The 21,449-nt window shown below is 72.5% G+C and carries 18 protein-coding genes; 9 read left to right on the plus strand and 9 right to left on the minus strand.

Annotated elements, in window-relative coordinates; all coding sequences use genetic code 11:
- Positions 1–82: 82 nt before the first annotated feature.
- The 4 genes from dnaK to ACILRH_RS02540 all read left to right on the plus strand — a co-directional run bounded on the left by dnaK (position 83) and on the right by ACILRH_RS02540 (position 4,236).
- Positions 83–1,939, plus strand: a complete 1,857-nt coding sequence (gene dnaK, locus ACILRH_RS02525) for a molecular chaperone DnaK (protein ID WP_395690561.1) — start codon at positions 83–85, stop codon at positions 1,937–1,939.
- The gene (grpE, locus tag ACILRH_RS02530; RefSeq protein WP_395690562.1) at positions 1,936–2,538 is read left to right on the plus strand and encodes a nucleotide exchange factor GrpE; all 603 of its coding nucleotides are present in this window, start codon (positions 1,936–1,938) and stop codon (positions 2,536–2,538) included. The genes dnaK and grpE overlap by 4 nt, the downstream gene beginning before the upstream one ends.
- 61 nt (positions 2,539–2,599) lie before the next feature.
- The gene (gene dnaJ, locus ACILRH_RS02535) at positions 2,600–3,796 is read left to right on the plus strand and encodes a molecular chaperone DnaJ (protein ID WP_395690563.1); all 1,197 of its coding nucleotides are present in this window, start codon (positions 2,600–2,602) and stop codon (positions 3,794–3,796) included.
- Positions 3,796–4,236 carry a heat shock protein transcriptional repressor HspR gene (locus tag ACILRH_RS02540; RefSeq protein WP_395690564.1) on the plus strand — a complete coding sequence of 147 codons (441 nt, stop codon included), beginning with the start codon at positions 3,796–3,798 and terminating at the stop codon, positions 4,234–4,236. Before dnaJ ends, ACILRH_RS02540 begins: the two co-directional genes overlap by 1 nt.
- Before the next feature lie 201 nt (positions 4,237–4,437).
- Here the strand turns inward: ACILRH_RS02540 and ACILRH_RS02545 are convergent, their stop codons facing one another.
- From ACILRH_RS02545 to ACILRH_RS02555, 3 genes are read right to left on the minus strand one after another with little or no spacing between them, the layout of a single operon-like run.
- Positions 4,438–5,853 (minus strand): ATP-binding protein, encoded by a 1,416-nt coding sequence (locus ACILRH_RS02545; RefSeq protein ID WP_395690565.1) that lies wholly within the window; start codon positions 5,851–5,853, stop codon positions 4,438–4,440.
- A complete protein-coding gene (locus ACILRH_RS02550) occupies positions 5,850–6,440 on the minus strand; it encodes a hypothetical protein (RefSeq protein ID WP_395690566.1) in 591 nt (196 codons plus the stop codon). The genes ACILRH_RS02545 and ACILRH_RS02550 overlap by 4 nt, the downstream gene beginning before the upstream one ends.
- Before the next feature lies 1 nt (position 6,441).
- Entirely contained in the window at positions 6,442–7,143 is a 702-nt protein-coding gene (locus ACILRH_RS02555) for a hypothetical protein (RefSeq protein WP_395690567.1), read from the minus strand.
- A gap of 168 nt (positions 7,144–7,311) precedes the next feature.
- On the opposite strand from ACILRH_RS02555, the gene clpB reads away from it, so the two are divergent.
- The 3 genes from clpB to ACILRH_RS02570 all read left to right on the plus strand — a co-directional run bounded on the left by clpB (position 7,312) and on the right by ACILRH_RS02570 (position 15,077).
- A complete protein-coding gene (clpB, locus tag ACILRH_RS02560; RefSeq protein ID WP_395690568.1) occupies positions 7,312–9,900 on the plus strand; it encodes an ATP-dependent chaperone ClpB in 2,589 nt (862 codons plus the stop codon).
- Positions 9,901–10,046: 146 nt separating this feature from the next.
- Positions 10,047–11,063 (plus strand): hypothetical protein, encoded by a 1,017-nt coding sequence (locus ACILRH_RS02565; RefSeq protein ID WP_395690569.1) that lies wholly within the window; start codon positions 10,047–10,049, stop codon positions 11,061–11,063.
- A gap of 111 nt (positions 11,064–11,174) precedes the next feature.
- Positions 11,175–15,077, plus strand: a complete 3,903-nt coding sequence (locus ACILRH_RS02570) for a lamin tail domain-containing protein (RefSeq protein WP_395690570.1) — start codon at positions 11,175–11,177, stop codon at positions 15,075–15,077.
- Position 15,078: 1 nt separating this feature from the next.
- On the opposite strand, the gene ACILRH_RS02575 is transcribed toward ACILRH_RS02570, so the two are convergent.
- Positions 15,079–16,233: a pyridoxal phosphate-dependent aminotransferase gene (locus ACILRH_RS02575; protein ID WP_395690571.1), complete on the minus strand. Its 1,155-nt coding sequence runs from the start codon at positions 16,231–16,233 to the stop codon at positions 15,079–15,081.
- Between the two features lie 38 nt (positions 16,234–16,271).
- Between ACILRH_RS02575 and pyrE the strand changes: the two genes are divergently transcribed.
- The gene (gene pyrE / locus ACILRH_RS02580) at positions 16,272–16,799 is read left to right on the plus strand and encodes an orotate phosphoribosyltransferase (protein WP_395690572.1); all 528 of its coding nucleotides are present in this window, start codon (positions 16,272–16,274) and stop codon (positions 16,797–16,799) included.
- 16 nt (positions 16,800–16,815) lie between these two features.
- Here pyrE and ACILRH_RS02585 read toward each other — a convergent pair whose 3' ends face one another.
- On the minus strand, positions 16,816–17,544 hold the full coding sequence (locus tag ACILRH_RS02585; protein ID WP_395690573.1) for a DedA family protein: 729 nt from the start codon (positions 17,542–17,544) through the stop codon (positions 16,816–16,818).
- A 122-nt stretch (positions 17,545–17,666) separates the two neighbouring features.
- Here ACILRH_RS02585 and ACILRH_RS02590 point away from each other — a divergent pair, with 122 nt between their 5' ends.
- Positions 17,667–18,305 (plus strand): TrmH family RNA methyltransferase, encoded by a 639-nt coding sequence (locus ACILRH_RS02590; protein ID WP_395691203.1) that lies wholly within the window; start codon positions 17,667–17,669, stop codon positions 18,303–18,305.
- A gap of 17 nt (positions 18,306–18,322) precedes the next feature.
- On the opposite strand, the gene ACILRH_RS02595 is transcribed toward ACILRH_RS02590, so the two are convergent.
- The 4 genes from ACILRH_RS02595 to ACILRH_RS02610 form a co-directional block, all read right to left on the minus strand.
- Positions 18,323–19,057 (minus strand): hypothetical protein, encoded by a 735-nt coding sequence (locus ACILRH_RS02595; protein WP_395690574.1) that lies wholly within the window; start codon positions 19,055–19,057, stop codon positions 18,323–18,325.
- A 121-nt stretch (positions 19,058–19,178) separates the two neighbouring features.
- On the minus strand, positions 19,179–19,922 hold the full coding sequence (locus tag ACILRH_RS02600) for a septum formation family protein (RefSeq protein ID WP_395690575.1): 744 nt from the start codon (positions 19,920–19,922) through the stop codon (positions 19,179–19,181).
- Positions 19,922–20,644 (minus strand): septum formation family protein, encoded by a 723-nt coding sequence (locus tag ACILRH_RS02605; protein WP_395690576.1) that lies wholly within the window; start codon positions 20,642–20,644, stop codon positions 19,922–19,924. Before ACILRH_RS02605 ends, ACILRH_RS02600 begins: the two co-directional genes overlap by 1 nt.
- The gene (locus ACILRH_RS02610) at positions 20,644–21,384 is read right to left on the minus strand and encodes a septum formation family protein (protein WP_395690577.1); all 741 of its coding nucleotides are present in this window, start codon (positions 21,382–21,384) and stop codon (positions 20,644–20,646) included. The genes ACILRH_RS02605 and ACILRH_RS02610 overlap by 1 nt, the downstream gene beginning before the upstream one ends.
- Positions 21,385–21,449: the final 65 nt, after the last annotated feature.

Raw genomic sequence — 21,449 nt, forward strand, 5'->3', positions numbered from 1 at the left:
CCGGGTGATAGAACTTGAGTCGATCGGACTCAAGTAGCGGATCGGCCACCGGGGCCGACCAACAAGCGGAGGTAGCACACACATGGCACGTGCGGTCGGCATCGACCTCGGCACGACGAACAGCGTCGTCGCCGTCCTGGAGGGTGGCGAGCCCACCGTCATCGCGAACGCGGAAGGCGCCCGCACCACCCCGTCGGTCGTCGCGTTCGCCAAGTCCGGCGAGGTGCTGGTCGGCGAGGTCGCCAAGCGCCAGGCCGTGACCAACGTGGACCGGACGATCCGGTCGGTCAAGCGCCACATGGGCACCGACTGGAACGTCAAGATCGACGACAAGACCTTCACCCCGCAGCAGATCAGCGCGTTCGTGCTGCAGAAGCTCAAGCGCGACGCGGAGGCCTACCTCGGCGAGACGGTCACCGACGCGGTGATCACGGTGCCGGCGTACTTCTCCGACGCCCAGCGCCAGGCCACCAAGGAGGCGGGCGAGATCGCCGGCCTCAACGTGAGCCGGATCGTCAACGAGCCGACCGCGGCCGCGCTGGCCTACGGCCTCGACAAGGGCGACGACCAGACCATCCTCGTCTTCGACCTCGGCGGCGGCACCTTCGACGTGTCCCTGCTCGAGATCGGCGAGGGCGTCGTCGAGGTCAAGGCGACCTCCGGCGACAACCACCTCGGTGGCGACGACTGGGACGCCCGGATCGTCGAGTGGATGGTCAAGAAGTTCAAGGACAACAACGGCGTCGACCTCGGCGCCGACAAGATCGCCAAGCAGCGCCTGCAGGAGGCCGCGGAGAAGGCGAAGATCGAGCTGTCCTCGTCCTCCGAGACCACGATCCACCTCCCGTACATCACCCACGGCGAGTCCGGCCCGCTGCACTTCGAGGAGAAGCTGACCCGCAGCGAGTTCCAGAAGCTCACCTCCGACCTGCTCGACCGCACCAAGGCGCCGTTCCAGAGCGTGCTCAAGGACGGCGGCGTGAGCGTCGCGAACATCGACCACGTGGTCCTGGTGGGCGGCTCGACCCGGATGCCGGCCGTGACCGAGCTGGTCAAGGAGCTGCTCGGCGGCAAGGAGCCCAACAAGGGCGTGAACCCGGACGAGGTCGTCGCCGTCGGCGCCGCCCTGCAGGCCGGCGTCCTCAAGGGCGAGGTCAAGGACGTCCTGCTGCTCGACGTGACCCCGCTGAGCCTGGGCATCGAGACCAAGGGCGGCGTGATGACCACGCTGATCGAGCGCAACACGACGATCCCGACCAAGCGGTCGGAGATCTTCACCACCGCGGACGACAACCAGCCGTCGGTCGAGATCAAGGTCGCCCAGGGCGAGCGACAGATGTGGTCGCAGAACCAGCCGCTCGGCAACTTCGAGCTGACCGGCCTGCCGCCGGCGCCGCGTGGCGTGCCGAAGATCGAGGTCACCTTCGACATCGACGCCAACGGCATCGTGCACGTGACCGCGAAGGACCAGGCGTCCGGCAAGGAGCAGTCGATGACGATCTCCGGCGGCTCCGCGCTGTCGAAGAACGACATCGACCGGATGGTCCGCGAGGCCGAGCAGTACGCCGAGGAGGACGCCAAGCGTCGCGAGGCGGTCGAGACCCGCAACCAGGCCGACCAGCTCGTCTACACGACCGAGAAGTTCCTCACCGACAACGCCGACAAGCTCCCCGACGACGTGAAGACCGAGGTCCAGGCCGACGTCGACGCGCTCAAGGCGACCCTCGAGGACGCCGAGGCGTCCGCGGAGGCGCTCCAGGCCGGCATCACCAAGCTCGGTGAGTCCAGCCAGAAGATGGGTGCGGCGATGTACGCCGCCGCCGAGGCCGACGCGGCCGCCGCCGGCGGCACCGACGGCTCGACCGGAGCGGCCGACGACGACGTCGTGGACGCCGAGATCGTCGACGAGGCCGACGACGCCGAGGGCGAGGCCAAGTGACCGAGCCGTCCCAGGACGAGCAGGTCGTCCCCGTGCCGGAGGAGCAGGAGCCCCCTGCTCCTCCGGCCGGGGCGCCGGCCGTGGAGGAGTCCCTGGCCGACGAGCAGGCCGCCGAGGAGGAGGTCGAGGACGACCTCGCGGTCGCGCAGCGCGCCGTCGGCGAGCTGACCAACGACCTCCAGCGCCTGCAGGCCGAGTTCGTCAACTACAAGCGTCGGGTCGAGCGCGACCGGGAGCTGGTGCGGGAGAACGCGACGTACGCCGCGCTCGCGCCCATCGTCGAGGTGCTCGACACCATCGACCGGGCCCGCGAGCACGGCGAGCTCGAGGGCGGGTTCAAGTCCGTCGCCGAGCAGCTCGAGCGCACCGTCGAGCGTCTCGGGCTGGCCAAGTTCGGGCAGCCCGGCGACCCGTTCGACCCCGCGCTGCACGAGGCCCTCAGCCACGTCGGCGAGGACCCCGAGGTCACCGTGACCACCTGCCGGGTGATCGCCAAGGCCGGCTACCGGATCGGCGACCGCGTCGTCCGGGCGGCCCAGGTGCTGGTCGTCGACCCGGCGGCCCCGGCGGCCCCGGCGGCCCCGCAGACGGCTGAGTGACCCACCGGCACCACACGACAACGACGACGAGGACCACCACGAGGAGGAGGGGGGTGAGCACGTGAGCACCACGGACGGGTTCCGGGCCGACTGGGCCCAGAAGGACTTCTACGCCGTGCTGGGCGTCAAGAAGGACGCCTCGGCCGACGAGATCAAGAAGGCCTACCGCAAGCTGGCACGGGCGAACCACCCCGACTCCAACCCCGGCGACTCTGCTGAAAGCCGGGCGAAGCACGACAAGTTCAAGGCGGTGGCCGAGGCCTACGACGTGGTCGGCGACCCCGAGAAGCGCACGAAGTACGACGAGATGCGCGAGCTCTACGGCTCCGGCGCGTTCCGCGGCGGCTTCGGCGGGGGCGGCGGGCAGGGCGGCTTCAACCTCGACGACCTGCTCCGCGACCAGGCGGCACGCGGTGGTGGCGGCGGCCTCGGCGACATGTTCGGCGACCTCTTCGGCGGCGGCTTCGGTGGTGGCGGGCGGCGCCAGCAGCGCAACCGGCCGGTCAAGGGCCAGGACGTCGAGACCAGCGCCACGATCGGGTTCACCGACGCGATCGACGGCGTCACGATCTCGCTCCGGCTGACCTCCGACGCCGCCTGCCCCGACTGCCACGGCACCGGGGGCAAGCCCGGCACCAAGCCGAAGGTCTGCCCCGAGTGCGAGGGTGCCGGGTTCGTGATCGCCTCCGCCGGTGGCGCGTTCTCCATCAACGAGACCTGCCCGCGCTGCGGCGGACGCCAGCTCGTCTACGACGAGGCCTGCCCGACCTGCCACGGCAGCGGCCGGGGCATGTCCGCGCGGACGATCCAAGCGCGCATCCCGGCGGGGGTGAGGGACGGCCAGCGGATCCGGCTGCGCGGCAAGGGCGGCGCGGGCGAGAACGGCGGTCCGGCGGGTGACCTGTTCGTCACCGTCAAGGTCTCGCCGCACCGGATCTTCGGCCGCAAGGGGGACAACCTCACCCTGGACGTGCCGGTCTCCTTCGACGAGCTCGCGCTGGGAGCGGAGATCAAGGTGCCGACCCTGGGCGGCGGCCCGGTCACCCTCAAGGTGCCGCCCGGCACGCCCAACGGCCGCACCTTCCGCGTGCGGGGCAAGGGCGCCACGAAGTCCGACGGCACCAGGGGCGACCTGCTCGCGACCGTCGAGGTCCAGGTGCCCGCCGTGCTCGACGCCACCGCCCGCGAGGCGGTGCAGGCCTACCGTGCCGCGACCGCCGGGCGCCCGCTGCGGTCCGGGCTCTTCGAGGACGCCTGATGCCGGCCCGCCGTACGCCGTTCGAGCCACCCGGCCCCGACGCCGCCGTCTTCGTGATCAGCGTCGCTGCCGAGCTCAGCGGGCTGCACCCGCAGACGCTGCGGACCTACGAGCGGATGGGCCTGATCCGGCCCGGCCGCACCGTGGGCGGCGGCCGGCGCTACTCGGCGCGCGACATCGAGCTGCTGCGCGAGATCTCCGAGCTGACCTCCGCGGGCATCGGCATCGAGGGCGTCCGCCGGATCCTCGACCTGGAGAACCGGGTCGCGGCGCTCGCGGCGCGCAACGAGGAGCTGGTCGCCGAGCTCGAGGCGACCCGGCAGGCGCTGCGCCAGGCGCTCGCCACCCCGCGCGCCGAGGGGGCCGGCAACAAGCTCCCGGTCCTGCATCGGCCCGAGCCCGGCCAGTCGCTGGTCATCTGGCGCCGCAGCAGCCGCTGAGAGGTGCTGTCTGCCTGCCTGCCGGTCGCTGGCAGATGGTCGGCGCGGTCCCGGTCGAGGGCCGCTGTTGTTTCATCATGGTCTGTTGTCGAACCTGCACCTCCCACGGTCTGCACGCCGTGGGAGGTGCAGGTTCGCCTGCATACCGTGGTGAAACGACGACGACGCGCGGCGGAGCGAGACCCGGGCGCGTTCGGCCGGTCAGACCGCCGGCAGCTCGACGGTGAAGACCGAGCCGCCGCCGGCGCCCGGTGCGTACGACGCCGTGCCCCCGTGCGCCTCGGCGATGGACCGCACCACGTGGAGGCCGAGCCCGGTGCCGGTGGCGGGGGCGCCGTCGGCGCGGGCGAACTCCTGGAAGAGCCGGTCACGGAACCCCTCCGCGACGCCGTCGCCGTGGTCGACGACGTCGATCGCGACCCGGTCGCCGGCCGGCCGGACCCGCACCTCGACCGGCGGCCGGCCGTACTTGACGGCGTTAGTGAGCAGGTTGGTGAGCACCTGCTCCAGGCGGCGCGGGTCGGCGCGCACGGTCCGCTCGTCGGAGACGGTGAGCGCCGCGTCGTACCCGCCGGCGAGGACGGCCGCGGCGAGGTCGGCGGGCCGGACGTCGGCCAGCTCGAGGCGCAGCGTCCCGTGCTGGGCCTGCGCGGTCGTCAGCAGGTCGGTGGTGATGCCGTCGAGGATCCGCGCCTGGCGCGCCATCGCGCCGGTGAGGTCGGTCACCGCCTCGGCGTCCAGGTCGCCGGGGTGCTCGAGGGTCTCGGCCGCGCCGCAGATGACGCTGACCGGTCCGCGGATCTCGTGGGCCGTGGTGGCGATGGCACGCCGCAGCGCCGCCGCGTCCGCGGCCGTCGGGTCGAGGTAGACCAGCAGCGCCCCGGACGAGCCGCGGCGCAGCGTCGCCTGGACCCGCAGCTCGCCGAGGTCCAGGTCGACGGCCGTGTCCGCGTCGACGCGGTGCCCGCGGAGGAACGCCGCGAGCTCGGCCGAGGCCTGGCCGACCGGGCTGCCGGGCGCGAGCGCCGCACCCAGCAGTCGGTGGGCGGCGGTGTTCGCCCAGCGCAGCGGCAGCTCCGCCTCGTCGGCGACCTCGAGCAGCGCCACCGGGGCGAGCTCGGCGATGTCGGCCGGCGGCGAGGTCGCATCCCGGCCGGCCTCCGCGCCGTCGCCCCGGTCCTCGGCCCGGTCCTCGGCCCGGTGCGCCGGTGCGTTGGCGGAGGCGGCCGTCGCCGACCCGCGCCGGGCGAGTGCCTCCCCGAGCCGGTCGACCACCTCGCTCAGCGGCGCGCCCTTCTGGATGTAGCCGTCGGCGCCACGGGCCAGGGCCCGCTCGGTCATCTGGTTGGCCCCGAAGCCCGACAGCACGACGATCGCCGCTCGGGGGCACGCGGCCCGGATGTGCGGCAGCGCCTCGAGCCCGTCCATGACCGGCATCGAGAGGTCGAGGACGACCAGGTCGGGCTCCTGCTCACGCGCCACCTCGATCCCGGCGGCGCCGTCGCCGGCCTCGCCCACGACGTCGAAGCCGACGCGGCCCAGCGCGATGCGGAGGAGTTGGCGGAGGTCGGCGGTGTCGTCGACGAGCACCACCCGGGGCAGGACGGCTGTGGTCATGACGCGTCCTCCGGGCGCTCGTGGTGGACCGCAGCGGGGGCGCTGCGCAGAAGCTTCAGCGACTGGTGCTCGCTGCCGAGCAGGTCGGTGATGATCCGGCTCGCCGAGTCGATCGCGGTGGTGAGCGCGGCCTGCGCGCGGTCGGTCTGGTCCAGGTCGAGCGCCATCTTCGCCACGACCAGGCCCTGCAGCACGCTGTCGTTGAGCTCGAGCGCCTGCTGCTCGCGCTGGCGCAGGTCGTCGAAGAGCTTGGCGCCCTGCATGAGCGAGGAGTAGCTGCGTCGCAGCGACCAGTAGTACGCCGCCACGATCGCGCCGATCACGTCCCACATCGCCAGCGGCCAGTCCCACGCCTGGCGGAAGGCCAGGCCGCGCGGGTCGGTCACCCCGAGCGACGGCAGCACCATGTGCACGGCGTGGGAGCCGTGGTGGACCGCGCAGGTGAAGAAGATCGCGGCCGTCGCGGCACCGAGGGGGTTCGACCGGAGCTGGTTGCTGCGCGCCAGCGGCACGACGATCGCCAGCGTGATGAGGAGGTACGCCGCCGCGATGACCGCGTTGGCCACGGCGCTGATCTGCCACACCATCTCAGTGCCCCCCGCCGCCGATGGCGAGGGCGACCAGGAGGGTGGCCACGAGCGCCGCCCAGCCGTGGACGACCGGGCTCCACTCGCGCCAGGGCGCCGCCGGGCGCACGTCGCGGCCCTCCCGGGCCAGGCGGATGCCGGCCACGCAGGCGCCGACCACGACGACCTCGAACGCCGCGCACGTGACGTCCCACGCGCCGACGGCCTCCGGCTCGGGCAGCAGGGCCAGCGGGAGGCCCACCGTCCTGGTGGTGAGCCACAGGACGAGCACGGCCAGGTTGCCGACCGCGCCGGCCAGCAGGAGGCCGGCGTCCGGACGACGCAGCGCCCGGTCGGCCCAGGCCAGCTGGGCCACGGCGACGACCACGAAGAACGCTCCGAACACCAGCCGCTCCTGGAGGTGGGCCGGCACCAGGGCGGCGTGCACGCTCGCGGCCGCGAGGCTGCTGGTCGCCGCGAGCGGCACCAGGAGGGTCGAGCCGGCCGACTCCAGCACGGCGCCCCGCTCCGGCGTGCGCAGGGCGTGGACCGATCCCTCGGCGGCGTACCGGGCGACCGCCGCGCGCAGGGCGCCGACGCGGGCGTCGTGGGTGTCACGGGCCGGGCGGGGACGCGAGCGGTGGGCGACGGTCGGCGCCAGCAGTGCCCCGAGTCCGGCCAGTCCGGCCGCCACCAGCGCGAAGTGCACGCTGTGGGCGAGCATGAGGCGAACACTAGGGCCGGAAGTCCCGGGACGAGGGGGTATTCCGCCAATCCGTGTCCGCGTCGAAATGCCTAGAGTTGAGTGGAACAGACTCAACTTTTTGGGCGTTGAGATCCATGGCGGGCGCGCGAGGTGCCCGCCGGGACGAGACCGCAGGAGAATCACCAGATGAGCCAGTTCGGGGCCGAGAGGTTCACGACCCGGAGCCGGGAGGCCATCGAGGCCGCCCAGCTGTCCGCGACGACCGCGGGCAACACCCACACCGAGCCGCTGCACCTGCTCGTGGCGCTGCTGCGCCAGGAGGACGGTACGGCGCGCAACCTGGTCGCCAAGGCGGGCGTGGACGCCGCCGCGCTGACCGCCCGGGCCGAGGCGGCACTCGCCGCGCTGCCCACCGCCAGCGGCTCGACCGTCCAGCAGCCGGCCGCCTCCGCCGCGCTCACCCGCGTCCTCGCCGGGGCGCTGGACCTCGCGGCGGGCATGAAGGACGACTACGTCGCGACCGAGCACCTGCTCATCGCGATCGCCGGCACCGAGAGCGGCGCCCAGAAGCTGCTGCTCGACGCGGGCCTCACCGAGGCCGGCCTGCGCGAGGGCCTCACGGCCGTCCGCGGCAACCGCCGCGTCACCAGCCAGGACGCGGAGTCGACGTACGAGGCGCTGGAGAAGTACTCCGTCGACCTGACCAAGGCCGCCGAGGAGGGCCGCCTCGACCCGGTGATCGGCCGGGACGCCGAGATCCGCCGCGTCGTCCAGGTCCTCTCGCGGCGCACGAAGAACAACCCGGTGCTCATCGGCGAGCCGGGTGTCGGCAAGACCGCGGTCGTCGAGGGACTCGCCCAGCGCGTGGTCGCCGGCGACGTCCCCGACTCCCTCAAGGGCCGCCGCGTGCTGAGCCTGGACCTGGCCGCGATGGTCGCGGGTGCGAAGTACCGCGGCGAGTTCGAGGAGCGGCTCAAGGCGGTGCTCGAGGAGATCAAGGACGCCGGCGGGCAGGTGATCACCTTCATCGACGAGCTGCACACGGTGGTCGGCGCGGGCGCCGGCGGCGACTCCGCCATGGACGCCGGCAACATGCTCAAGCCGATGCTCGCGCGCGGCGAGCTCCACATGATCGGCGCGACGACGCTGGACGAGTACCGCGAGCGGATCGAGAAGGACCCGGCGCTCGAGCGCCGCTTCCAGCAGGTCTTCGTCGGCGAGCCGTCGGTCGAGGACACCATCCAGATCCTCCGCGGCATCCAGGAGAAGTACGAGGCCCACCACGGCGTGCGGATCACCGACGCGGCGCTCGTCGCGGCCGCGACGCTCTCCGACCGTTACATCACCGGCCGCCGGCTGCCCGACAAGGCGATCGACCTCGTCGACGAGGCCGCCTCGCGGCTGCGGATGGAGATCGAGTCGTCGCCGGAGGAGATCGACCAGCTCCGGCGCCGGGTCGAGCGGCTGAAGATGGAGGAGTTCGCGCTCGAGCGCGAGAGCGACGACGCCTCCCGCGAGCGGCTCAGCGTGCTGCAGAAGGACCTCGCCGACCAGGAGGAGTCGCTGCGCGCGCTGGAGTCGCGCTGGGAGCGGGAGAAGGCCACGCTCGAGGGCGAGGGCGAGCTGCGCCGTGCGCTCGACCAGTTGCGCATCGAGGCCGACCGGCTGCTGCGCGAGGGCAACCTCGAGGCCGCCAGCAAGATCAACTACGAGTCGATCCCCGAGCTGGAGAAGAAGATCGAGGCTGCCGTCGCCACCGAGCGTTCCGACGTCGAGCCGCTGGTCGGCGAGGAGGTCGGCGCCGAGCAGGTCGCCGAGGTCGTCGAGGCCTGGACCGGCATCCCGACCGGGCGGATGCTCGAGGGCGAGACCGCCAAGCTGCTGCGCATGGAGGAGGTCATCGGCGAGCGGCTGATCGGGCAGCGCGAGGCCGTGACCGCGGTGAGCGACGCCGTACGCCGTTCGCGCGCCGGCATCAGCGACCCGAACCGGCCCACCGGGTCCTTCCTCTTCCTCGGCCCCACCGGCACCGGCAAGACCGAGCTGGCCAAGGCACTCGCGGACTTCCTCTTCGACGACGAGCGGGCGATCGTGCGCATCGACATGAGCGAGTACTCGGAGAAGCACTCGGTGTCCCGGCTGGTCGGCGCCCCTCCGGGCTACGTCGGGTACGACGAGGGCGGCCAGCTCACCGAGGCCGTGCGCCGGCGCCCGTACAGCGTCGTGCTGCTCGACGAGGTCGAGAAGGCCCACCCCGAGGTCTTCGACATCCTGCTGCAGGTCCTCGACGACGGCCGGCTCACCGACGGCCAGGGCCGCACGGTCGACTTCCGCAACACCCTGCTGATCCTCACCAGCAACCTCGGCTCGCACTTCCTGGTCGACCCCCTGCTCGACCCGGAGAAGAAGCGCGAGTCGGTGCTCGCGGTGGTGCGGTCGTCGTTCAAGCCGGAGTTCCTCAACCGGCTCGACGAGATCGTGCTCTTCGAGGCGCTGACCCAGGACGAGCTGACCCACATCGTGGACCTCCAGCTCGGGCTGCTCGAGAAGCGGCTGGCCGCGCGCCGGATCACGATCACCGTGTCCCCCGACGCGAAGCGCTGGCTCGCCGACACCGGCTACGACCCGGCGTACGGCGCCCGCCCGCTGCGCCGGGTGATCCAGTCGGCCATCGGCGACCCGCTCGCGAAGATGCTGATCGCCGGCGAGGTCGTCGACGGCGCCGGGGTCCGGGTCGACCGCGGCGACGACGGGCTCGTGCTGGTGGCCGCCTGAGGGGTCTCGCGGGCTGCTGGTTTACCCGGTCGACCGGGTAAACCAGCACTTGTCGGCCAAAACTTCGGCCGACAAGCAACGGGACAAGCCGACAAGTCCGGGATGCGGACGACCGCTGGTGGGGCCCGACATGGACAATGGACGGCGTGAGCGAGCCGACCACGCCCCGACCGCCGGGGAACCGCCCGAGCCAGGTGACCCTGGCCGGGTGGCTGGCGATGGTCGGCTCCGTCCTTGTCGTCGTGCTCGTCTTCGACCGGCTGTCCGGTCTGCACACCGTCGAGACCCGCGAGTCGGTCGAGAAGTTCCTCGCCGAGCCGCCGGGCAGCGATCTCGACCTCGGCGTCGACGCCGTGCTCACCCTGATCCGCACGCTCGCCATGGTCGCCGCCGGCTGTGCGACCGCGGCGGCCATCCTCGGCTACCAGGTCCTGCGTCGCAGCCGCAGCGCGCGGCTGGCACTGACGGTCCTCGCCGTGCCGCTGTTCCTCGCCGGTCTCGTCACCGGGGGGTTCGTGTCGTCGCTGGTGTCCGCCTCGGTCGTCATGCTGTGGCTGCCGCCGGCCCGGGCCTGGTTCGACGGGACCGCGCCCGCGCCGGCCGGCCCCCGGCCCGCACCGACGCCGCCGATCGCCCACGACACCCCGGCCCCGATGCCGCTCCCGCCGTCGCAGGCGGCGGGTGGGCCGGCGTACGCCGTGCCCGCGCCCGCCGCGCGCCCCGCCCGGCCGGTGCCGGTCATGCTCGCGTGCGTCCTGACCTGGATCGCGAGCGGCGTCAGCGCCCTCGCGCTCGGTCTGTCCGGCATCGTGCTCGCGCTGCAGCCCGACGTCCTCCTCGACGAGGTGCACCGGCAGAACCCCGAGCTCACCCAGCAGGGCGTGTCCGACGACATGCTCGTGGGCGTCACCTACGTGATGCTCGCCGGATTCCTCCTGTGGTGCCTGGCCGCCGTCGTGCTGGCGGTGCTGGTCTTCCGCGGCGTCGAGTGGGCGCGCGTCACGCTGGTGGTCTCGGCTGCGGTCACCGCGGCCCTCTCCCTGCTCGGCCTGGTCGTGGGGGCGTTCCTCATGGTGCTGACCCTGGCCGCCAGCGGTGCGGCGATCGCCCTGCTCGTGCGCCCCGAGAGCCGCGCCTGGTTCCGGCGACCGGCCGGTCGCTGACCGTTCAGACGACCTCGGCGAGCGGTTCACCTCCGGTTCTCCGGACCCGATGAGGCTGCCGTCGTCCCTGCATCCCGCTGGCTCGGCAGCCCTCGAGGAAGACCACACCGCATGCCCTCCACCCGGCGCGGCGCGATCGCCCTGCTGCTCACCGCCTCGTTCCTGATCGTCTCGCTGGGCGCCCTCACCGCGCCGGCATCGGCCGCCGCGGTCGACGTGAGGATCAACGAGGTCCGCTCGGACCCGACCGACACGGTCGAGCTCGTGAACAACGGCGCGGATGCCGCCGACCTCTCGGGCTACGTCCTCAAGGACGACGACGACACCCACAGCCTCGTGCTGCCCGGCGGCACCACCGTCGCGGCGGGTGGCCACCTGGCGGTGGACATCGTCGGGTTCGGGCTCGGCAAGGGCGATTCGGCTCGCCTGTTCGCCCCGGACGGCACGACCCTGGTCGACGCCACCACGTGGCCCGCGGGCACGCACGCCACGACCTGGGGCCGCTGCCCGGACGGCACCGGTGCCTTCGGCGTGATGACCGCGTCGCTGGGATCCGCCAACACCTGCGCGACCCCGGACAGCGCGGTGCGCATCAACGAGCTCTCGTCGAACAACCCGGACTTCGTCGAGCTGGTGAACACCGGCACCGGCCCGGTCGACCTCTCCGGCTGGGTGCTCAAGGACAGCACCGACAACAACGCCTACACGTTCCCCGCGGGCAGCACCATCGCGGCCGGTGCTCACCAGGTCCTGAACGGCGAGTCGGTCGACTTCGTCTTCGGGCTGGGCAACGGGGACGCGGCGCGGCTCTACGCCGACACCGACCTCACCACGCCGCTGGACTCCTACGCCTACCCGGCGCACCCCGCCGCCGGGAAGAGCTACGGTCGCTGCCCGGATGCGACCGGCCCGTTCGAGGTCACCGCCGCGGCGACCAAGGGCGCGGTCAACCAGTGCGCGGTTCCCGCAGGCGGCGAGAACGTCAAGATCAACGAGGTCCAGTCGGACCCCGGGGACCTGGTGGAGCTGACGAACATCGGTGAGACCACCGTCGACCTCTCCGGCTACGTGCTCAAGGACGACGACGACAGCCACGCCTTCGCGATCGCGGCCGGCACGTCGCTGGCGCCGCACGCGTACGTCGTCCTCGACGTGAACGCGTCCTTCGGCCTGGGCAAGGGCGACTCGGTCCGGCTCTACCAGCCCAACCTGGCCAACCTGCTCGACTCGACGACCTACGCCGCCGGGACGCACGCGACCGACTGGGGCCGCTGCCCGAACGGCACCGGCGACTTCGGCGTGGTGACGCAGACCCTCGGCTCGGCCAACGCGTGCGGCGGAGGGGAGCCCTCGACGCCCGACGTCGTCGTCAACGAGGTCGAGTCGAACGGCGACCAGGTCGCCGACTGGGTCGAGCTGAAGAACCGCTCCGGCGCGCCGGTGAACGTGTCCGGCTGGAAGATCCTCGACAGCGACCCGGCGCACGCCGCGACCCCCGTGGTCGTCCCGGCCGGCACCACCATCCCCGCTGGGGGCTACTACGCCCTCTACACCGAGATCTCACAGAGCCCCGGCTTCGGTCTGGGTGTCGGTGACAGCGTCACCCTGCTGCTGCCGGACGGCACGACGCAGGTGGACTCGACGACCTGGGGAGCGCACGCCGCGACGACCTGGGGCCGGTGCCCCGACGGCACCGGCGCCTTCGGTGAGACGACGACCCCGACCCGCGGTCTCCCCAACGCGTGCAGCCCGATCCGGATCAACGAGATCGAGTCGGACGGCGGGGATCCGGCCGACTGGGTGGAGCTCGCCAACATCTCGGCGAGTCCGGTCGACGTCGGCGGCCTCGTGGTCAAGGACAGCGATGACGCGCACGCCTACACCATCCCTGCGCCGACGAGCCTGCCGGCCAAGGGCTACCTCGTGCTCGACGAGGGCGACCTCGGGTTCACCCTGGACGACGTCGACGCGGTCCGCCTCTTCGACCCCGACGGCACGACGCTGATCGAGCAGTACGCCTGGGCCGCCCCGGCGGCGCAGTCCTACGCCCGCTGCAAGGACGGCGTCGGCGACTTCACCGACGCCAAGGCGCCGACCAGGGGTGCGGTCAACTCCTGCCCCGGCCTGGACAGCTCGCCATGGCCGGGAAGCCAGAGCGTGAGCTACGCCGACCTCGCCGACACGTTCCTCCAAGATCTCTCGGGCCTCGCGTTCGACCCGACCGACAGCGACGTGCTGTGGGCGGCGCAGAACAAGAAGGGCACCCTCTTCAAGCTGACGCGGGACGCCGACGACCACTTCGTCCCGGCCAGCGGGTGGCCCAAGGACCCGCGGTACGTCGACGGCACCGGTGCCCCGGACACCGAGGGCATCACGATCGGGCCCGACGGCTTCGTCTACCTCGCCGCCGAGCGCAACAACGCAGCCAGCGGGGTCAGCCGGATGTCGATCCTGCGCTACGACCCCGCCGCGGCCGGGTCGACGATCCCGGCCACGAACGAGTGGAACCTGACCGGCCAGATCCCGGCCGCGGGTGCGAACCTCGGTCTCGAGGGCGTGGCCTTCGTCCCGGACGCCTTCCTGACCGGGCACGGGTTCCGGGACCAGAGCACCGGTGAGGCCTACACGCCGCAGACCTACCCCGGTCACGGCAGCGGCCTCTTCGTCGTGGCGGTCGAGGCCACCGGTGACCTGATCGCCTTCGCCCTGGACGACGACGGCACCACCGCGCACAAGGTCGCCACGATCGACAGCGGCTTCGCCCACCTCGCCGACGTCAGCTTCGACCCGGAGCGCCAGCGTCTCTGGGCGGTCACCGACGACACCCACGACGGCACGACCTCGCTGCTGAGGGTCGACGACGCCGGGGACTTCGTGGTCGACACCGCCTACGACCGCCCCGTCGGCATGCCGAACCTCAACAACGAGGGCCTGGCCATCGCACCCCGGTCGGCATGCGTGGACGGCAGCAAGGAGGTGCTGTGGTCCGACGACGGCGACACCGACGGGCACTCGCTGCGACGCGGCACCATCACCTGCACGCCGCGAACCGCGCAGCCGGTCGAGGTCACCCCGGGGCCGCCGGCGGCGCCGGTGGTCGGACAGACCTGGGAGCTCACCGCGACCGGGGGTGGCTCGGGCAACCCGGTCGTCCTCACGGTCGACGGGACCTGCGCGATCGAGGGCACGACGGTGACCTTCACCCACCCGGGCACCTGCACGGTCCGCGCCGACCAGGCCGGCGACGCGTCGTACGCCGACGGCTCGGTGAGCCACGAGGTGACCGTCACCGCGGCGTCGACGACGACCGCCGCCACCATCGGAGCGGACGAGCAGCAGGCGACCGTCACCGTGGTCGCACCAGGTGCCGGGACGCCCACCGGGTCGGTGACCTTCAGCTCCGGCGGCACCCCGCTGGGCAGCGCGCCGCTGGTCGGTGGCGTGGCCACGCTGGCGCAGTCGCTGCCCGCGGACGCCGACGAGCTCACGGCGACCTACAGCGGCGACGACGACTTCGCCGGCTCCAGCGACGACGCGGTCCGCACCGACCCGACCATCGCCGCCTCCGTGTCGCCGGCCCGGCCCGGCTCCGGGTGGTGGCGCACCCCGGTCACGGTGACCTTCACCTGCGCCGCGGGCTCCGCCGGGCTCGTCGACGGGTGCCCCGGGCCGGTGACGCTCGCGACCAGCGGAGCGAACCAGGTCGTGACCCGGACGGTGGCCGCGGTGGACGGGGGCTCGGCGTCGGTGACCGTGGCCGACCTCGACCTGGACCGAGCCCGACCGGCCGTGCGGGTCGCGGGCGTGCGTGACGGATCGACCTACCGGGTGCCGCCGAAGCCCGTGTGCCGGGCCGTCGACGCCCTCTCGGGAGTCCGGACGTGCACGCTGCACCGGACCTCGACCCGGGTCAAGAACGGCACGAGGTACGTCGTGGTCGCTCGCGCGACCGACCGAGCGGGCAACGAGGGGGTCGACCGGGTCACCTACCGGGTGGGGAAGAGGAGGCAGTAGCTCAGCGGGCGAGGTCGGCCGCGCGCAGCCGGCGCAGACCCTCCTCGATCACCGGCCGCTCCTTGCAGAACGCCCACCGCACCAGGTGTCGCCCGGCGCCGGAGTCGTAGAAGCCCTGCGTCGGGATCGCCACCACGCCGGCCCGCTCAGGGAGGGCCAGGCAGAACGCCCGGCCGTCCTCCCAGCCCAGCGACGAGATGTCGGTGGTCGCGAAGTAGGTGCCCTCGGGCACGTGCACGTCCAGTCCCGCGTCGGCGAGCCCGGCGCACAGCAGGTCCCGCCTGTCCTGCAGCGCCGCGGCCAGCTGCGCCGGGAAGTCCGGCCGCTCGTCGAGCGCTCGGGCCACGGCCGGCTGGAGCGGCGAGCCGGACGTGAAGGTGAGCCACTGCTTGGCCGCGAGGACCGCTCCCACCAGCTCCGCCGGGCCCGTCGCCCACCCGACCTTCCAGCCGGTGACGGAGTAGGACTTGCCCGCGCTGGAGAGGGTCAGCGTCCGCTCGGACATGCCGGGTAGCGTCGCGATCGGCAGGTGTTCGCGGCCGTCGAAGACCAGGTGCTCGTAGACCTCGTCGGTGATGACCACCAGGTCGTGCTCGATCGCCAGGTCCGCGACGGCCTGCAGCTCCTCGCGGGTCAGCACCGTCCCGGTCGGGTTGTGGGGGGAGTTGAGCAGCACGAACCGGGTGCGGGGCGTGACCGCGGCGCGCAGCTCGTCGAGGTCGGGACGGAAGTCGGGCCCCCGCAGGGTCACCGGCCGGCGTACGCCGCCGGCCATCTGGATCATCGCGGGGTAGGAGTCGTAGTAGGGCTCCAGCACGACGACCTCGTCACCCGGGTCGACCAGGCCCAGCAGGGCGGCGGCGACGGCCTCGGTGCACCCGGTCGTCACGACGACCTCGGTGTCGGGATCGAGCTCGATCCCGTAGTGGCGCTGCTGGTGCCGCGCGACCGCCTGGCGCAGCGCGGCGACGCCGGGCCCGGGGGCGTACTGGTTGTGTCCGGTCTCGAGCGCCTCGACCGCGCCGGCGATCAGCTCCGGTGGCCCGTCGACGTCCGGGAACCCCTGGCCCAGGTTGACCGAGCCGGTCCGCGCCGCGAGCGCTGACATCGTGGTGAAGATCGTGGGCGGGATGCCGTCGAGCCGATGGGCGAGCACACGACGACCCTAGCCACGTCCGCCGCTACAGTCGGCCCGTGGACGAGACCCTCGCTGCCGACATCGACGCCGTCTGCCGGCTGACCGGGGAGTTCACGCTCCGCTCCGGCCAGCAGGCCACCGAGTACTTCGACAAGTACCTCTTCGAGGCGCAGCCGGCGCTGCTGCAGCGCGTCGCCCGGGAGATGGTCCCGCTGCTGCCCGACGACACCGAGCTGCTCGGCGGTCTCGAGCTCGGCGGCGTCCCCATCGCGACGATGGTGAGCAGCCTGACCGGGCGGCCCGCCCTGTTCGTGCGCAAGAAGGCCAAGGAGTACGGCACCTGCAAGCTCGCCGAGGGCCCGGACGTCGCCGGCCGCCGGGTGACCCTGGTCGAGGACGTGATCACCACCGGCGGTGCGGTGCGGGACGCGACGAACGCGCTGCGCGCAGCGGGCGCGGTGGTCGAGGTGGTCGTCTGCGCGATCGACCGCAGCCCGGCCGACCAGAACCCGCTGGCCGACGTCGGCCTCGAGGTGCGACCGGTGCTCACCAAGGCGCAGCTCGACGCCGCGCGCGGCGCCTGAGCGCAGCCGACCGGGGTCAGGCCTCCTGGCCGGACTCGGCGGGCGCGGGCTCGGAGCCCGGGGTCGCCGCCTTGCCGGCGCGACCGTGGCGGCGCCTGCGCCACCACTCCCAGGCGATCGGGACGACCGTGAACGCCAGGATGACGATGAGCGCCTTGTCGATGTTCTGGCCCAGGCTCGGGAACGCCTGGCCCAGGGTGTAGCCCAGGAGCAGCACGCTGCCCACCCACAGCACGGCGCCGACGAAGCTCCAGAAGAAGAAGCGGCGTCGGTTCATCCGGGTGACGCCGGCGACCACCGTGATGAAGGTCCGCACGAACGGCACGAACCGGCCGATGACCAGCGCCTTGTTGCCGTGCCGGTCGAAGAACTCGTGGGTCTGGTCGAAGTACTTGCGCTTGAGGAAGCGCCCGTCCCGCTCGTAGAGCGGCGGTCCGATGGCGCGCCCGATCTCGTAGCCCACGACGTTGCCGAGGAACGCGGCCGCGGTGAGCAGCACGAACGAGATGAGCAGCTCGACGAGCGGTCCGCCGGGGAAGAGGTCGATCTTGCCGGCGTTGATGAACAGGCCGAGCGCGAAGAGCAGCGTGTCGCCGGGGAGGAAGGGGAAGAACAGCCCGCACTCGACGAAGACGATGACCAGGCTGATCCAGAAGAGCTCGGTGCCGAAGCGCTCGAGCAGCCAGTTGGGGTCCATCCAGTCCATGCCCAGCAGCAGCACGTGCTGCGGGAGGACGTCGATCACGCCACCACGGTACCCGTCGTACCCCACCGCCGCCCCGCGCACACCTGAGTCGGTCCCCTAACGTTCACCAGGTGGACGGTCGGACCGACGAGCAGGGCGCCGAGCGGGCGCCGTACGACCCGATGCCGTACGGCCCGCCCGAGGTCGGCGTCGGTCCGTGGGAGGGTCCCTGGCCCGACGACGAGCGGTACGACGCGCAGCTGCTCGCCGAGGGCGACCGGCGCAACGTGGTCGACCGCTACCGCTACTGGACCGTCGAGGCGATCGTCGCCGACCTCGACACCCGCCGCCACGACTTCCACGTCGCGATCGAGAACTGGCAGCACGACTTCAACATCGGGACGATCGTGCGCACCGCCAACGCGTTCCTGGCCGCCGAGGTGCACATCGTCGGCAACCGCCGGTGGAACCGGCGCGGCGCGATGGTGACCGACCGCTACCAGCACCTGCGCCACCACGCCGACGTGCCGGCGCTCGCTGCCCACCTGCACGAGCGGGACGTGGTCCTCCTCGGCATCGACAACCTGCCCGGCTCGCTGCACCTGGAGACCACCACCGTCCCGCGGCGCGTGTGCTTCCTCTTCGGCCAGGAGGGCCCCGGCCTGTCGCCGACCGCCCGGACGGCCTGCGACGGCACCTTCTCGATCGCCCAGTTCGGGTCGACCCGCTCGATCAACGCGTCCGCTGCCGCCGCGATCGCGATGCACACGTGGATCCGCGAGCACGCCGACCTCTCCGACGAGGCCGCCTGGCGCGGCTGAGCCGTCCGACCCGCCGGCTACCGCGACGTCTTGGAGTAGCACCCGACGATGTAGCGCCAGCCCGGGACGTCCCAATGGGAGTAGAGGAACCGGCGGCTGGTGACGTGGGCGGGGCAGGTCCGGTCGGCTGCCCGCTTGACCGCGGCCGCGGTCGCCCGGCCGCGCGCGTAGAAGGCCCACGAGGAGCGCCACGCGTGGGTGTCGGCGCACGTCGTCGAGTGCAGGGCGGCCGTCACGCACCGCGCGATGTCGTCGGGCATCCGGCTGCTCAGCGGCGTGAGGTTCAGCGGGAGGCTGGTGAGCTTGGTGTCCTCGGCGACGCCGGTCAGGCAGTCGAACCAGCGGGCACCCATGGCCTGCTGGGCTCTGGTCGGGGCGAAGAAGTACCACAGGTACTGGGAGCGGTAGAGCTGCAGCTGGTTGCGGCCGATCACGGAGCCCTGGGCGGGCGGGCAGATCGTGCGGACCGCCGCGAGGATCTCCGAGCGCGGCGAGCCCCAGTCCAGCTCCTCGGGGAGCAGCGCCACGGCGGTCACCAGGAGCGTGTGGTGCCGCGTGCAGTCCACCGGAGCCTCGGACGTCGACGGGGCCCGGGTCTGTCGCAGGGTGAGGTCGAAGCACGATCCGGTGGGCGGGGCGCCGTAGTAGCCCGCATCGCCCGCGACGGCCGGTGCGGTGGGCAGGATCCCCAGCAGGCCGGCGACCAGCAGCAGGACGGCGGTGAGGACGGTGGTGCGCAGCGTTCGGTGCATCGAGGCGACCTTCCTCCCCCCGAGACCACGACGGACGGACGCCGTCCACGCTAGAGGCGGTCGCGGCCGCCCGAGGCGGAACCGACGAATCGCGTCCGGTGGTCCGGTCAGGGTCGGATCCTCAGTGCCGGGTCTGGTCCAGGCAGCGCAGCACGAACGCCTGAGGCGAGGTCGGGTCGATGGAGTAGAGCCAGTTCCGCGACCTCATCGGTCGAGGGCAGGTCGAGTTCGCAGCCTTGCGGGCGTTCTGGTCGGTCGGCTCCAGGCGCACCAGCTTGGTGAAGGTCGCACGCCACTGGTGCGGGTGCGAGCAGGCCACCGTCGGATAGCCCCCCTTGGCCTGGTAGGCGCAGTAGCCGATCGAGGCCGGGATCCGCTTGGTGATCTTGGTCGGCTGCCCGGCGGGGAGCGCCAGGAGGGCGTCGGTCGTGGTGAGGCCGACCTCGCAGCTGAACCAGCGGGCACCGTCCGCGATCTCGGCCTCGGACGGAACGAACCACCAGTCCTGGTAGAGCGTTCGCGCGCGTTGCACCACGTTGCCGAGCAGACGAACGGTCGCGGGCTCGCAGACCCGGGTGATGGCCCGTCCCAACGGCCGCGGGAAGTGGTCCCAGTCGACGGTGCTCCAGTCGTACGACGCCGGGATGGTGCCGACCGCGACCACGGAGAGGGTGTGCCGTCTGCTGCACGCCACGGTGGGCTCCGGTGCGGCGTGCTCGTAGGCCTGGGTCATCGTGAGGTCGTAGCAGTCACCGACCGATGGCGCCCCCGCCGTCGACGGGTCGTCGCCGGCCTCGGCCGGACCGGCAGCGAGGGAGACACCGAGGACGAGAGCGGCCGCAACCGCGAGGAGAGGACGACGCATCAGTGGCGATCCTTCGAGTAGCAGCCGACGATGAACCTGGGGCCCGAGACGTCCCAGGCATCCCGGACCCAGGTCCTGCTCGTGACGTGGCTGGGACAGACCCGGTCGGCGGCGGCGTCGATGTTCTTGTCCGTGAACTTGCCGCGGGCGAAGAACGCGAACGACGAGCGCCACGCGTGGGTGTCGGCGCAGGTCGTGTAGTCGAGGGACGCCGTCACGCACCGGGCGACGAGGTCGGGGATCCGCTGTCCGAGCCGGGGCAAGGTGCGCGGCAGGTCGACCAGGCCGGTGTCGTTGCCGATGGCCATCATGCAGTCGAACCACCGGGCACCGGCGTCTCGCTGCGCCGCGGTCGGGATGAACTGCAGCAGGTAGTACTGGGAGCGGTAGTAGAGGCGGTCGTCCGTGCCGATGAGGCGTCGGTAACCGGCCGCGCACCCCAGGCTCATGGCGTGCCGGACCTCGGCCATCGGCGAGGCCCAGGTCAGGTGCCGTGGCAGGCGCCCGACGCCGACGACGAGCGCGGTGTGGTCCTCAGCGCAGTCGACGGGCTCCTCGCCCGGCAAGGTCATCGGATAGGTCTGGGCCTCGGTGATGTCGAAGCAGTCGCCGACCGCCGGCGCACCGGTCAACGTCGGGTCCTCGGCGGCGTTCGCGGGCCCGTGGGCGAGGGAGACGCCGAGGACGAGGGCGGCCGCGGCAGCGAGGAGAGAACGACGCATCAGTGGGCTGTCTTCGTGTAGCACCCGACGATGAAGCGAGGGCCGTCGATGTCCCAGGACGAGCGCAACCACGTCTTGCTCGTCGCCACGTGTCGCGGGCACACCCGGTCGGCCGCCCTCTTCACGGACGCGTCCGTGGCGGTGCCCCGCACGTAGAAGGCCCAGGTCGACCGGTAGGCGTGCCGGGCGGCGCAGGTGGTGGTGTGGTAGGTGCGGGTCACGCACTTGGCCACCACGTTCGGCAGCTGCGCGGTCAGCCGCGGCAGGCGGGTGGGGAGCGCGGCCAGCCTCGTGTCCTCCGTGACAGCGACCAGGCAGCTGAACCAGCGAGCCCCACCGTCGCGGTCGGCCTCGTCCGGGGCGAGCCACCAGGTCGAGTACGCGGAGCGGTAGTACCAGAGCAGGTTCGAGCTGCCCAGCAGCCGGAAGTAGGAGGGGTCGCACTGCCGGTCGACCGCATCGGCGACGGCGTCCGTGTCGGACCACTCGACCGACCCCGGCAGCGTGCCGACCGCGGAGACGACCGCCGTGTGGTGCGATCGGCACGGAACGGTCTCCGACGGTGTGTCGTACCCCCCGACCTGCTTCAGCGTCAGGTCGTAGCAGTCGCGGACCGCAGGCGCCCCTGCCATGGAGGAGTCCTCGCCGGCGTCAGCGGCGGTCGCGATCGACGCGGTCCCGGCCAGGGCGAGAGCCGCAGCGGCGGCCAGGACGCGCAGGGTGCGCAGGGTGCGGTGCATCAGGTGTCTCGCCCGAGATCGTGACGACGAGGGCGGCGACACCGTACGGCGGTCGCGCCGGGCCG

This window comes from Nocardioides sp., from assembly GCF_044226765.1.
Classification (GTDB): Bacteria; Actinomycetota; Actinomycetes; order Propionibacteriales; family Nocardioidaceae; genus Nocardioides.